The 13,745-nt window shown below is 69.5% G+C and carries 12 protein-coding genes and 1 riboswitch; of the genes, 6 read left to right on the top strand and 6 right to left on the bottom strand.

What is annotated here, in order from left to right; translation table 11 throughout:
• Nucleotides 1–3: 3 nt before the first annotated feature.
• Complete coding sequence (locus tag BLV94_RS45865) at nt 4–3,606, bottom strand: cobaltochelatase subunit CobN (protein ID WP_072950556.1); 3,603 nt, start codon at nt 3,604–3,606, stop codon at nt 4–6.
• A gap of 56 nt (nt 3,607–3,662) precedes the next feature.
• Nucleotides 3,663–3,805: riboswitch (cobalamin riboswitch) on the bottom strand.
• A gap of 6 nt (nt 3,806–3,811) precedes the next feature.
• Here BLV94_RS45865 and cobG point away from each other — a divergent pair.
• From cobG to BLV94_RS45850, 3 genes are read left to right on the top strand one after another with little or no spacing between them, the layout of a single operon-like run.
• A complete protein-coding gene (gene cobG, locus BLV94_RS45860; protein ID WP_072950559.1) occupies nt 3,812–4,945 on the top strand; it encodes a precorrin-3B synthase in 1,134 nt (377 codons plus the stop codon).
• A gap of 24 nt (nt 4,946–4,969) precedes the next feature.
• A complete protein-coding gene (locus tag BLV94_RS45855; protein WP_072950561.1) occupies nt 4,970–5,596 on the top strand; it encodes a precorrin-8X methylmutase in 627 nt (208 codons plus the stop codon).
• Complete coding sequence (locus BLV94_RS45850) at nt 5,593–7,095, top strand: precorrin-2 C(20)-methyltransferase (protein WP_072950564.1); 1,503 nt, start codon at nt 5,593–5,595, stop codon at nt 7,093–7,095. The genes BLV94_RS45855 and BLV94_RS45850 overlap by 4 nt, the downstream gene beginning before the upstream one ends.
• On the opposite strand, the gene BLV94_RS45845 is transcribed toward BLV94_RS45850, so the two are convergent.
• From BLV94_RS45845 to BLV94_RS45835, 3 genes are read right to left on the bottom strand one after another with little or no spacing between them, the layout of a single operon-like run.
• Nucleotides 7,070–7,669: a hypothetical protein gene (locus tag BLV94_RS45845; RefSeq protein ID WP_143051477.1), complete on the bottom strand. Its 600-nt coding sequence runs from the start codon at nt 7,667–7,669 to the stop codon at nt 7,070–7,072. The two genes, BLV94_RS45850 and BLV94_RS45845, sit on opposite strands and share 26 nt — an antisense overlap.
• A 38-nt stretch (nt 7,670–7,707) precedes the next feature.
• The gene (locus tag BLV94_RS45840) at nt 7,708–8,613 is read right to left on the bottom strand and encodes a serine hydrolase (RefSeq protein ID WP_072950568.1); all 906 of its coding nucleotides are present in this window, start codon (nt 8,611–8,613) and stop codon (nt 7,708–7,710) included.
• Nucleotides 8,610–9,503, bottom strand: a complete 894-nt coding sequence (locus BLV94_RS45835) for a LysR family transcriptional regulator (protein ID WP_072950569.1) — start codon at nt 9,501–9,503, stop codon at nt 8,610–8,612. Before BLV94_RS45835 ends, BLV94_RS45840 begins: the two co-directional genes overlap by 4 nt.
• 148 nt (nt 9,504–9,651) lie before the next feature.
• Between BLV94_RS45835 and bla the strand changes: the two genes are divergently transcribed.
• Nucleotides 9,652–10,608 (top strand): class A beta-lactamase, encoded by a 957-nt coding sequence (gene bla / locus BLV94_RS45830; RefSeq protein WP_072950570.1) that lies wholly within the window; start codon nt 9,652–9,654, stop codon nt 10,606–10,608.
• On the opposite strand, the gene BLV94_RS45825 is transcribed toward bla, so the two are convergent.
• A complete protein-coding gene (locus tag BLV94_RS45825; RefSeq protein WP_072950571.1) occupies nt 10,583–11,410 on the bottom strand; it encodes an alpha/beta fold hydrolase in 828 nt (275 codons plus the stop codon). The genes bla and BLV94_RS45825 overlap by 26 nt on opposite strands.
• A gap of 69 nt (nt 11,411–11,479) precedes the next feature.
• Complete coding sequence (locus tag BLV94_RS45820) at nt 11,480–11,833, bottom strand: serine recombinase (protein ID WP_072950572.1); 354 nt, start codon at nt 11,831–11,833, stop codon at nt 11,480–11,482.
• 221 nt (nt 11,834–12,054) lie between these two features.
• Between BLV94_RS45820 and BLV94_RS45815 the strand changes: the two genes are divergently transcribed.
• Nucleotides 12,055–12,249, top strand: coding sequence for a hypothetical protein (locus BLV94_RS45815; protein WP_072950573.1), 195 nt, complete (start codon nt 12,055–12,057; stop codon nt 12,247–12,249).
• An 86-nt stretch (nt 12,250–12,335) separates the two neighbouring features.
• Nucleotides 12,336–13,745, top strand: coding sequence for an MFS transporter (locus BLV94_RS45810; protein ID WP_072950575.1), 1,410 nt, complete (start codon nt 12,336–12,338; stop codon nt 13,743–13,745).

The raw sequence follows: 13,745 nt of genomic DNA, 5'->3' as shown, positions 1-13,745 counted from the left end.
CGGTCAGTCCCCTTCGAGTTCGCCTTCGGTTTCGAGGTACACCTGCCGCAGGCCGTCGAGGGTCTGCTGCTCGGGGTGCTCCCACATGTCCCGCTCGGCCGCCTCCAGGAGTCGTTCGGCGATGCCGTGCAGGGCCCACGGGTTGGACTGTTCCATGAACTTGCGGTTCTGCTCGTCCAGCACGTACGACTCGGCGAGTTTCTCGTACATCCAGTCGGCGACGACGTTGGTGGTGGCGTCGTATCCGAACAGGTAGTCGACGGTCGCCGCCATCTCGAACGCGCCTTTGTAGCCGTGGCGGCGCATCGCCTCGAGCCACCGCGGGTTCACGACCCGGGCCCGGAAGACGCGGGACGTCTCCTCCGACAGGGTCCGGGTGCGCACCGACTCGGGCCGGGTGCTGTCGCCGATGTACGCCTCGGGGGACTTCCCGGTGAGCGCCCGCACGGTCGCGACCATCCCGCCGTGGTACTGGAAGTAGTCGTCGGCGTCCGCGATGTCGTGTTCGCGGGTGTCGGTGTTCTTGGCCGCCACGGTGATTCGCCGGTACGCCGTCCGCATGTCGTCGGCGGCGGGTGCGCCGTCCAGTCCGCGGCCGTACGCGAACCCACCCCACGTGGTGTACACGTCGGCGAGGTCGGCGTCGCCGCGCCAGCTCTTGGAGTCGATCAGCTGGAGCAGTCCGGCCCCGTAGGTGCCCGGCTTGGACCCGAAGATGCGGGTGGTCGCGCGACGTTCGTCGCCGTGCTCGGCGAGATCCGCCTGCGCATGGGCGCGCACGAAGTTGCTCTCGGCCGGTTCGTCCAGTGCGGCGACGAGCCGGACGGCGTCGTCGAGCAACGCCAGGACGTGCGGGAACGCGTCCCGGAAGAAGCCGCTGATCCGGACGGTGACGTCGATGCGCGGACGGCCCAGTTCCTTGAGGTCGATCACCTCGAGGTTCACCACGCGGCGGCTCGCCTCGTCCCACACCGGGCGCACGCCGAGGAGCGCGAACACCTCGGCGATGTCGTCGCCGGACGTGCGCATCGCGGACGTGCCCCACACGGACAGCCCCACCGACCGCGGCCATTCGCCGTGATCGGACTTGTAGCGGTCCAGCAACGATTCGGCCATCGCCTGACCGGTCTCCCAGGCGAGCCGCGACGGCACGGCCTTCGGGTCGACGGAGTAGAAGTTCCGGCCCGTCGGGAGCACGTTGATCAGCCCACGCAGCGGCGACCCGCTCGGCCCGGCGGCGATGAAACCGCCGTCGAGCGCGTGCAGCACCTGGGCGATCTCGTTGTCCGTCTCCCGCAGCCGGGGCACCACCTCGGTGGCCGCGAACCGCAGGATCTTCGCGACCGTGGCGTCGTCGGTGAGGGTGTCGGCGGCGTCCGGGTTCCAGTCGGCGTCGTGCATGCCCTGCACCAGCCCGTGCGCCTGCTGCTCGATCTCGTCCACACGGGTGCGGGATTCGTCGCCGTCCTCGCTGAGGCCGAGAGCCTCACGGAGTCCGGGGACGTTCTGCTCGCCGCCCCACATCTGCCGGGCGCGCAGCATGGCGAGCACCAGTTCGACCTCGGCGGCGTCTCGGGGCGCCGCACCGAGCACGTGGAGCCCGTCCCGGATCTGGACGTCCTTGATCTCGCACAGCCAGCCGTCGACGTGCAGCAGCATGTCGTCGAACACGTCCTCGTCGGGACGTTCCTCGAGTCCGAGGTCGTGGTCCATCTTGGCGGCACGCATCAGCGTCCAGATCTGCTGGCGAATGGCGGGCAGCTTCGACGGGTCGAGTGCGGAGATGTTCGAGTGCTCGTCGAGGAGTTGCTCGAGCCGCGAGATGTCGCCGTAACTCTCGGCGCGGGCCATCGGCGGGATCAGGTGATCGACGAGGGTCGCGTGGGCGCGGCGCTTGGCCTGCGTGCCCTCCCCCGGGTCGTTGACGAGGAACGGGTAGATCAGGGGCAGGTCGCCGAGCGCGGCGTCGGTGCCGCACGAGGCGGACATGCCGAGTGTCTTGCCGGGCAGCCACTCGAGGTTTCCGTGCTTGCCGAGATGGACGACGGCGTCGGCGCCGAAACCGCCGGCCGCGGCGTCCGCCGCGATCCACCGGTATGCGGCGAGGTAGTGGTGGCTCGGCGGCAGGTCCGGGTCGTGGTAGATCGCGACCGGCTTCTCCCCGAATCCGCGGGGCGGCTGCACCATCAGGACGAGGTTTCCGAACTGCATTGCGGCGATGACGATTTCGCCGGCGGGATCCTGCGATCGGTCGACGTACAGTTCGCCGGGCGCGGGTCCCCAGTGTTCCTCGACGCCCTCGCGCAGTTCCGCGGGCAGCGCCGAGAACCACTCGCGGTAGCGGGCGGCGGAGATCCGGATCGGGTTCCCCTCCAGCTGCTCCGCGGTCAGCCAGTCCGGGTCCTGGCCGCCTGCGGCGATGAGGGCATGGATCAGCGCGTCGCCGTCCTGGGCCGCGAGGCCGGGCACGGAGTCCGGCCCGTCCGCGGGGCCCAGGTCGTAGCCGGCGGCCCGCATCTCGGTGAGCAACCTGATCGCGCTGGCCGGGGTGTCGAGACCGACGGCGTTGCCGATGCGGGCGTGCTTCGTCGGGTACGCCGACAGCATCAGGGCGATCCGGCGTTCGGGTGCGGGGATGTGCCGGAGCCGGGCGTGCCGGACGGCGATGCCCGCCACCCGGGAGGCGCGCTCGGCGTCGGGAACGTAGGTGGACAGGCCGTCGGCGTCGATCTCCTTGAACGAGAACGGCACCGTGATCAGCCGGCCGTCGAACTCGGGGACCGCGACCTGGGTGGCCACGTCGAGGGGGGACAGTCCGTCGTCGTTGGACTCCCACGACTCCCGGCTGCTGGTCAGGCAGAGCCCCTGCAGGATCGGCACGTCCAGCGCGGCCAGCGCGGCGACGTCCCATGCCTCGTCGTCGCCGCCGGCCGACGCGCCCGCCGGCTTGGTGCCGCCGGCGGCGAGCACGGTGACCACCATCGCGTCCGCTCGGCGCAGCGTCGTCAGCAACTCCGGTTCGGCGGTGCGCAGCGACGCGCAGAAGATCGGCAGCGGAGTGCCGCCCGCCGCGTCGACGGCCTCGCACAGGGCCTCGATGTAGCGGGTGTTCCCGGCCAGGTGCTGGGCGCGGTAGTACAGAACGGCGATCGTGGGGCGGTCCGCGTCGGCGTCGGGGGCGAACGGCGCGACACCCCAGCTCGGCAGGTGGACCGGCGCCTCGAAACCGTGACCGGTCAGCAGCACGGTGTCCGACAGGAAGTGGTGCAGATGGGCGAGGTTGTCGGCGCCGCCCTCGGCGAGATAGTTGTGCGCCTCCGCCGAGACACCGGCCGCGACCGTCGAGCACTCCATCAACTCGGCGTCCGGGGCGTGCTCGCCGCCGAGGACCACCACGGGCAGTCCGCTGGCCAGGACCGCGTCGAGTCCCTCTTCCCACGCCCGCTTGCCGCCGAGGATGCGCACCACGACCAGGTCGGCGCCGTCGAGCAGTCCCGGCAGATCCTCCTCGACCAGCAGCCGTGCCGGGTTGGCCCAGCGGTAGTCCGCCCCGCTGGCGCGTGCGCTGAGCAGGTCGGTGTCGGAGGTGGAGAGCAGCAGGATCACGTGTGGAGCCTTCCTGGGGGTGTCGCGCCCCGTGGCGGTGGTTCTGTGCGGAACCGGAGGTCGGAGGACGGCAGGCGAGGGTCTGGCTCGCCCACCGGTTTCGGCGAGCTCACAGTGGCGCGACCGCACCGGATTCGCACCGGCTTCCTCTCCTGCTGTCGCAAGTGCTGGTGATGCTACCCGGGGCCGGACGTAACCTGGGACCATGGTCGACTACCGTTCCCGCCCCGATGCATGCCCCGGCGCGCTGCAGGTCCATCAGGCGGCCGACGGTGCGCTCGCCCGGGTGCGCCTCCCCGGCGGTGTGCTGACCTCCGCCCAGCTGCAGACACTCGCGGAATCGGCGCGCGACCTCGGCAACGGCGAGATCGAATTGACGTCCCGCGGTAATGCGCAACTGCGGGCGGTCCGCGATCCGCTGGAGTTCGCCCGGCGCCTCGCCGACGCGGGCCTGCTGCCCTCGGAAACGCACGAGCGGGTCCGGAACATCCTCGTCTCGCCGCTGACCGGCCGGATCGGGGGTCTGACGGACCTGCGCGATCTGATCGGTGTACTGGACCGGACGTTGTGCGCCGACCCCACGTTGGCGGACCTGCCCGGCCGCACCCTGTTCACCCTCGACGACGGCCGGGGCGACGTCTCGGCGCTCGGCGGCGATTTCGGGGTCCACGCTGTCGGTGGGTCGGAGGTCGCGCTGATCCTCGCCGGTCGCGACAGCGGCGTCCGGATCCCGACAGCGGACGCGGTGTCGATGCTCGTCGATGCCGCCCGCGTCTTCCTGGAGCTGCGCGAGCGGCACTGGCGGCTGTCCGAGATCGCCGACGGGGTCGAACGGACGCTGTCGGCACTGACGCTGGCACCGACCGCCGACCCGGTTGGCGGGTTCGACGAGCACCGGCCGCCGATCGGGTGGCTCGACCAGCCGGACGGCAACGTGACCCTCGGCGGCGGTCTCGCATTCGGGGTCCTCGACGCCCGGCTGGCGGAATTCCTCGCCGCGGTCGAGAAGCCGGTAGTCGTCACGCCGTGGAAAACGGTGCTGCTGTGCGATCTGGACGAGTGGTCCGCCGAGCAGGTGGTCCGGGTCCTCGCCCCGATGGGCCTGATCTTCGACGAGAACTCCCCGTGGCTGAACGTCAGCGCCTGCACCGGGCAACCCGGGTGCGAGAAGGCGCTAGCCGATGTGCGGACCGATGCGCGGGACGCCGTCGCGAGCGGCGAACTCCCGGTGGAGGGCCGACAGCACTGGTCGGGCTGCGAGCGGTGCTGCGGCCGCCCCAAGGGCGAGGTCGCCGACGTCGTCGCCACCGAGACGGGTTACCGGGTGGAGGAGCGGTGAACCCGGAGCCTCTATCGTGAGCGGATGATCGAGTACATCCGAGACGGCGCGGAGATCTACCGCCAGTCCTTCGCCACGATCCGCGCCGAGGCGGATCTCAGTGCCTTTCCCGAGGACGTCTCACAGGCCGTGGTCCGCATGATCCACGCGAGCGGTCAGGTCGATCTCGTGGACGACGTCGCGTTCACCCCCGGCGTCGTGAAGGCCGCCCGCGCGGCGCTGGCGGACGGCGCCCCGATCCTGTGCGACGCGCAGATGGTCGCCGCCGGCGTGACCCGCAAGCGTCTCCCGGCGGACAACGACGTGATCTGCACCCTGCGCGACCCCCGGGTTCCGGTGCTGGCGGAGCAGATCGGGAACACCCGCTCGGCGGCCGCGCTCGAATTGTGGGGCAGCAAACTGGAGGGGGCCGTCGTCGCGATCGGCAACGCCCCGACCGCCCTGTTCTACCTGTTGGACATGATCGAATCCGGTGCACCCCGGCCCGCCGCGATCGTGGGCGGCCCGGTCGGGTTCATCGGCGCGGCGGAGTCGAAGGAAGCGTTGATCGAGCACCCGAGCGGACTCGACTATCTGGTGGTCCGCGGCCGCCGCGGTGGCAGTGCCATCACGGCTGCGGCGCTGAATGCGATTGCGAGCGAAGTCGAATGAGTTCCAACGAGCAGTCGACCGGCAAGCTGTGGGGCGTCGGCATCGGACCGGGCGACCCGGAACTGGTGACGGTCAAGGCTGCGCGGGTCATCGCCGAGGCCGACGTAGTGGCGTTCCACAGCGCCAGGCACGGCAAGAGCATCTCCCGCGCGGTCGCGGCGCCGTACCTGCGTGAGGGCCAGATCGAGGAGCACCTCGTCTACCCGGTCACCACCGAGACCGTCGACCACCCGGGCGGATACCAGGGGGCGATGGACGAGTTCTACGAGGAAGCGTCGCAGCGGCTCGCCGCGCACCTCGACGCCGGCCGTACGGTGGCGCTCCTCGCGGCGGGCGACCCGCTCTTCTACAGCTCGTACATGCACATGCACAAGCGGCTGGCGCAGCGCTTCGAGGCGGAGGTGATTCCCGGGGTGACGTCGATCAGCGCCGCCTCGGCCGCGCTGGCGATGCCCCTCGTCGAGGGCGAGGAAATCCTCACCGTCCTGCCCGGCACCCTGCCGCGCGGCGAGCTGACGCGGCGCCTGCGGGAGACCGACGCCGCCGCCATCCTGAAACTCGGACGCACCTACCCGGCGGTGCGGCAGGCGTTGAAGGACTCCGGTCGCATCGACGAGACGTGGTACGTCGAGCGGGCCAGCACGACACGGCAGAAGATCGACCACGCGGACGACGTGTCGGACAGCGACGTCCCCTACTTCTCGATCGCCATCGTGCCCAGCCCGTCGAACGCCCGCCGCGACGATGCGCCTCCGCAGGGCGAACTCGTCGTCGTCGGGCTCGGCCCCGGCGATCAGGCCTGGACCACCCCGGAAGTGCAGCACGAACTGTCGCTGGCCACCGACCTCGTCGGATACGGGCCGTACATCGACCGGGTCCCCGAACGTCCGGGACAGCGCCGTCACTCCAGCGACAACCGGGTCGAGGCCGAACGGGCCGCGATGGCGCTCGACCTCGCCAAGAACGGGGCCCGCGTCGCCGTCGTGTCCTCGGGCGACCCGGGTGTGTTCGCGATGGCCGCCGCGGTGCTGGAAGTGGCCGCCGAGGAACAGTGGCGGGGCGTCCCCGTCCGCGTGCTGCCCGGCATGACTGCCGCGAACGCCGTGGCGAGCCGGGTCGGCGCACCCCTCGGCCACGACTACGCCGTGCTGTCCCTGTCCGATCGACTCAAGCCGTGGGACGTTGTGGCGCAGCGTATCTCGGCGGTCGCGAGCGCCGACATGGCCTTCGCCGTCTACAACCCGGCGTCGAAGTCACGGACCTGGCAAGTCGCCGCGATGCGTGACCTCGTTCTCGAGCACCGCTCCCCCGACACCCCGGTGATCATCGGCCGCGACGTGGCCGGCGCGCAGGAGTCGGTGCGGGTCGTGCGGCTCGCCGACCTCGACCCGGCCGAGATCGACATGCGGTGCCTGCTCATCGTGGGCTCCTCCATGACGACCGTCGTCGAGAACGAACACGGGACGAGGGTCTTCACGCCCCGGCGCTATCCGGGTTGAGTGGATCGAGCTCCACCAGGATTCCGCTCTCCCGGATCCAGGGACCGTCCCGCGGCGCCACCATCTCGACCCAGCCCGTTCCCGCGAACGGCCCCGACACAGGTGGCGGCGCGGGAACCAGACCCGTGCGGAGGCCGGCCTTTCCGTCGGGAACCTCGCTCAGCGTGTAGGTGCCTGCGGAGCGGTACCGCCCGTCGGGATCGGCGTGACGCGTGTGCGTGATCAACTGCCGGCGCCGGATTGATCCCGTCACTCGTGCGGACTCGGGGAGCAGCGCGGCGAAATCCGCCTCGAAGTAACCACGGAGGTGGACCGGACCGCGCAGCTCGTCGGCCGATTTCACGAATGCGGTGAACCCGGCGCCACGAAACAACATCGAACGCACCGGCCTGTCGTCGAGATTCTCGATCTCTCCCGTCACGTCCGATCCGAAGTCCGGCAAGTCGCCCGGACCGGTATCGGTATCTCCGCGCGGGTAGAACCTCAGCGCGTACTCCGCGACATCTCCGACCACGGGAAACGCGCACTGGCCATCCATGATCAGGTCCTCGGGAACGACGATTCTCAGTGCCATGTCCTTGCTGTTCCCGATCGAAAGTGTTTTCACACCGATCAGGCGACGCGGCCGGAGCGGAGTTCGGTCACCGCGATCCGGGCGACGTGCCCGATCGCGGCATCGACCACCGGCAGCACCGGGTCCGTCCGCGCGGCGCGGGTGAAGACGGCGACCGCGACCGGAATCTCACCGGGAAACGTCACGACGGCCACCTCGTTGCGGATGGCGCCGATGGTCCCGGTCTTCCCGGCGACGTCCACCCCGGAGTGCGGAAACCCGGAACGGATACGGTGCTGCCAGATCTGCGCGGACATCACCTGCCGGACAAACTCGCCCTGCGCGCCGGGCACCGCCCGTCCGGTCCAGATCGCGTCGAGAAGCGACGTCATCTCCCGCGGCGTCGTCGCGCTCGCGTACGACGGGTCGTAGGCGGACACCGTCCACGCCTCGTCGTTGTCCGCAAGCGCCGCGAATGCTTCGGCGGTGGTGTGCGCATGGGCGTCGATCACCAAACTGCGGTGCGCATCCGCGGTGCCGCCGATGATGCGCGTGCTCGTCAGGCCCAGGTCCGACAGTGACCGCTCGACGCTCTCGAGTCCCACCCGCCCGAGAACCAGGTCGGCGGCCGCGTTGTCGGACACGGTCATCATCGACAACGCCAGATCCCGCCAGCTCAGCACCACCGGGTCGCGGAACGTCGACACTCCCGTCGGTCCAGGAGTGCAGTCGGCCGGATTGACCCGGACGGTCGCGGTCGGCGACAACTCCCCGGATTCGAAAGCGCGGCACAGGGCCACGAGCAGCGGAAGTTTGTAGACGGACGCGAGCACGACGACGTCGTCCGCGCCGACTGCGATGTCGCCGGCATCGCCGACCGGCGTATCGACGCGGCGGGCGTGCAACCATCCGGTGCACCCGGCGTCGGCGAAGACGTCACGGATCCGCTTCTCCGCCGATGTCATCGATCGGCCCTGATCAGCACTCGGTCGAGGGCGGCGGCAGACGATGCGACATCTGCCCCGGAGCGCCAGACGATGCGCACGCGCAGCGAGAGGTCGTCGCGCAGCAGATCGATCCACGCCACACCGGGCATCACCGTGGGCGGCGACGCCGTCACTCCGAAATGCCCGCCGGCGGACACGCGCGTGAGGAGTTCCCGCTGCCCCGACGCGATCACGATGTCCGGGTCCAGACCCCGCACCCGCCACAGGTCGATGAACAGGTCGTGGGCAGGCGGATTGTCCGAGCGCGGACCGGTGGCCAGCATCAGCCCGCGCAGCATCCGGACCTGCGCCTTCTTCGCGGCTGCCACCGGGTGGTCGTCAGGCACCACCACCCACCGCCGGAGCTTGACGACCGGGCCGATGTCGAGACCAGTCAGTAGGGCCGGATGCTCGACCACGGCGACGTCGAGACTGCCTGCGCGGACTGCGTCCACGAGTTCGGTGGTGGACGCCGTGGTCGTCACCACCCGGGTGGGATGCGTGGCGTCGACGTCTCGCAACGCACGAACACAGCGCACCACCACGGCGTCGGCCACCGAGTGCGGGACACCCCACCGCACCACCGCGTCGCGACCACCCGCGATGCGGTGCGCCTCGTCCTCGAATCGGGTCGCGTCGTCCACGAGAAGCCTCGCACGCGGGAGCAATTGGCGTCCGGCGTCGGTGAGTCCGACGCCGCGGGCACTGCGCTGAATCAACTCCGTGCCGAGTCTCTGCTCGAGCCGACGCACCCCCTGTGACAGCGGCGGCTGCGTCATGCCGAGTCGCGACGCGGCATTGCCGAAGTGCCCCTCTTCCGCAACGGCGACAAAGAAACTCAGATGGCGCAGCAGATCCATGGCGCCCATTGAACCAGTTCCGATCACCCGCTTCGGGCGAGCCCGTCACTTCGCACACACAAAACGTCCTGCCGACCTGGGGCAATAGCGCACCCGACTCGCCGCGACGGCGGATTCGTCTTTGCGCTATGGGCGGGGGCACCCCCACATTGGGTCCATGCTGATACATCGACATCACCCGAAGCCCAGGTGCACCGGTCGTCGCGGCGCCGTTGCACTCGCACTGGCTCTGCCGTTGCTGGTCGGGGCGTGCACGGCCACCGCGGAGCAAACCCTGCCCACGACGTCGGAGGTGGCTGCGTTACCGGATCAGCAGTCCCTCGACGCGAAAATCGAGGCACTGGAAGCGCAGTACGCCACGCGGATCGGGGTGACGGCCGTCTATCCCGCGACCGGCGCGGTCTACAGCCACCGGGGCGACGAACGATTCGCGATGTGCTCGACGTTCAAGGCCTACGCGTCCGCCGCGGTCCTGCGCAAGATCGAGGACGGGTCGACCGCCCTCGACAAGACGGTGGTGATCGAACCCGGCGATCTCGTCGAGAACTCGCCGGTCACCACCGCTGCCGTGGGCACCCCGATGACGTTGGGGCAGATCGCCGAAGCGGCGCTGACGCAGAGCGACAACACCGCCGGAAACTATCTGCTCCGCGAGATCGGCGGTCCGCAGGCGGTCACCGCCCTCGCCCGCGACCTCGGCGACGAGAGCACGCGACTGGACCGGTGGGAGACCGAACTCAACACCGCTTTCCGCGGCGATCCCCGGGACACGACGACACCGACCGGCCTCGCCCGGGGTTTCCGGGCGCTGCTCCTCGACGACGCCCTCGACGCGGCAAGCCGCGATCAGCTTCTCGAGTGGATGCGGGCGAGCAAGACTTCGGACAAGCGGATGCGCGCCGGTCTTCCGCCCGGATGGACCGCCGCCGACAAGACCGGTGGCGGCGGGTTCGGGACCGCCAACGACGCCGGCGTCGCCTGGAGTCCGGACGGCTCCCCCATCGTTCTCGCCGTCCTCACCGACAGCCTCACGAATCAGGAAGACGCGCAGGGAAACAACCAGGCGATCGCCGACACGACCGCGGCTGTCATCGAGGGTGTGACCGCGCCGTGAGCCATCTCTGCAGCGACACCGCCAGTTCGACGGGAGCGTCGAACTGGATCAGGTGCCCGGCGCCGTCGATCACCTCGAGTGTCGCACCGGGGATGAGGCGCGCCAGTTCCTCGGCCCGGTCTACGGGGATCCAGGCGTCGTCCCTCCCCCACACGACCGCGACGGGAACCTCGATCGACGCGTACCGGTCCTGGATCTCGTCGGTGTACCGCTCGTCGGCCTGGGCGATCTGCCGGTAGAACGCGACCTGACCCTCCTCCGACAGCCACGGCGTGGTCAGCACGGCCATCTGAGCGGGGGTCAGGCCGCGGTGGGACGCACCCGCGATGTACGCCTCGAGAGCACCACGATGCACGGAGGCCGGTTGCGCGGCGAAGACGTCGGCGTTGTCCGCGACGAGCCGGAAGTAGCCGGATCCCCACGGCCGCAGTGCCACCACGTCGATCAGGGCCAGCGAGGTGTACCGCGCGCCGTGCAGGAGATGGGCGCGGAGTGCGACGGCACCCCCGTAGTCGTGCGCGACGACGTGGGGTGCCTCGAGGTTCCAATGCCGCAGGAGGTCGGTGAGCAGTTCACCCTGGATGCCGAGATCGACGTCGTGGGCAGCGTCCTTCGACGACTGCCCGTACCCGGGCATGTCCCACAGGTAGACCGAGAACTCGGCGGCGAATGCGCGTGCGAACGGCCACCACAGCTGCGAAGACCACGGCGTCCCGTGGCACATCACTACGGCGGGGCCGTTCCCGAACTTGTCCCATGCCACCGACCTGCCGCGCCATTCGAGGGTCTGCGAAAGCTCCACACCCGCAGTGTGCCATCCCGCACGTGAGTGGCACGGTGTACTGACGCACACCGTGCCACTCACCTGTGACTAATGCACGAGGCCGCGTTCGAGGACCGAGTGCCCGCCCTCGACATCGTGACGGCAATCGACTGGGCGCAGCGACCTTCCGCCCTCGGCGACCCGCCGCCCGGCGACCGTCAGCATCGGGCGCGGAATCCCGATACCCATCACCGGCACGCCCGTCACATACCCTTCCTTGTAGAGATGATTCGATGCGTCGGCCACTTCGTCCCGGGTCAAGGGCGACGGCGCCCAGCCGACGGTCTCACCGATGGCGTCCGCGTCCAGAATCGGACTTCGATAACCTTCGCCAGCCTTCGCCAGAAGCCAACGCAGAACAGCGTCACGAACCGCCCATTGACGATCGGTAGCTGCATTCACATTTCAGTCCTCCGGTAATTGGCGTTGATGCCCGCGTGCACCATAGCCACCCGCAGGGAACAAGCAAGTTCGTGAGCTTTACTGCGCTTCTTGGGATCTCACGACTGCGACTCCGGTGGACTTTCCCATTTTCCCGGGTATGGTCGGGACGATGATGCCGGACCTCGAGGTGGGACGTGAATTTCTCCGTGCCCGCCCGTGAATCGCCCTACGATGGGTGAATGGAGAGCGGAACCGACGCGACCAAGACCTGTTCGTCCTGCCACGGTCCGATCGGATACGAGATCAAGGACGCCCACGCCGGATTCGCGTCGCTGCCTCCGGGCAAGCGGTACCGGGTCTTCCACTGCATGAATCGGTGCTCACGATCGGCCCCCGACGGCCTCGAATGCGGACACCGCCACGAATACCTCTGAAACACGTGATCGTTCAGTCCTTCGGTCCAAAGACAATGCATCGTCCCCTTGACCTCGAGTCCACTCGAGCTTTTAGCGTGGAGTGCATGACAACGACCGCCACGTCACAGGCCGGCTGGTCCGAATTGCTCGGACCCCGGTATCGCTCGACCTCCGCTGTCCTCGCCGGCGGCGTCGGACTGCACGCCGTCAACATCTTCCTGACCACGAGTCTGCTGCCCACCGCCATCGGCGAGCTCGGGCGCGAATCGCTGTACGCGTGGAGCGCGACCGTCTTCATGGTGGCGTCGGTGATCTCGTCGATGACCGTGAGCCGCCTCCTCGCACACCGCGGGGCGCTCGGTGCGTATCTGTTCGCGCTGGCGCCGTTCTTCGCGGGCACGATGATCTGCGCGATCGATCCGTCAATGGAGGTGCTCCTCGTCGGACGTGCAGTGCAGGGGATCGGCGGGGGACTGCTCGCCGGCCTGAGTTACGCCGTACTGCGCGAGGCGCTGCCCGAACGTCTGTGGGCCCGCGCGACCGCATTGGTGTCGGCGATGTGGGGCGTGGGAACTCTCGCCGGACCGGCGATCGGCGGCCTGTTCGCCCAACTCGGCCATTGGCGACTCGCGTTCGTCGCGCTGGCGGTGGTCGCCGCGGTCATCGCAGTGATCGCGCCCCGCGCGTTGCCGCGCACCGAGCGTGTGCGGGGCGGCGAACCCGTCCCCGCCACATCACTCGCGCTGCTCACCCTGGCGACGATCGCGATCAGTGTGGCCGGCATCCTCGGCAACCGCACCCACATGCTGATCCTGATCGCAGTCGGAGTCGTGTTCGTCGCTGCGTTCCTGGCCTGGGAGCGGCGATCACCGCGCCGAGTGCTGCCAAAGTCGACGTACAGCGGGGCGTCGTCCCTGAAGTGGATCTACCTCACCATCGCGGTCCTCGCGTCCGGAACCGTGTCCGAGGCCTTCACACCGCTGTTCGGTCAACGGCTCGCCGGACTGGCGCCGTTCGCCGCGGGATTCCTCGGCGCCATGATGTCGGTCGGATGGTCGGTGACCATGATCTTCAGTTCCGACATCTCCCGGCGGCGCCCGAAGACGGTGGCCATGATCACCGGACCACTGGTCCTCGCCGCGGGCCTGCTCCTCACGGCGGCCCTCTGGCGCGACGTCTCCGGACTCGCCGTGGTGATTCTGTGGGCTGTCACGCTGGCCGCCGCGGGCGCCGGCATCGGACTCGCCTTCCCGCACCTGATGGTCGCCGCCATGCAGAGCACCGACGACGCGCACGAGGGCGCCAAGGCGGCGGCCGGGCTCAACACGGTCGAGTTGATCGCCATGGCCGTCGGGTCCGCGGTCGCCGGTGTGCTGGTCAATCTCGGCGCGCCCTCGACCCTCACCTCGGCGCAACTGCTGTTCCTCGGTCTCGGCGTCATCGCGACGGCCGGCGTGTTCACTGCGTACCGCGCGACCCGGCAGGCCGACCGAGGGAACGCCGACCCGTCCTAG

Origin of the sequence: Rhodococcus koreensis (assembly GCF_900105905.1) — a bacterium.
Classification (GTDB): domain Bacteria; phylum Actinomycetota; class Actinomycetes; order Mycobacteriales; family Mycobacteriaceae; genus Rhodococcus_F; species Rhodococcus_F koreensis.
Note: the sequence above shows the minus strand (reverse complement) of the source record. Positions and strands in the feature narration are given on the sequence as shown.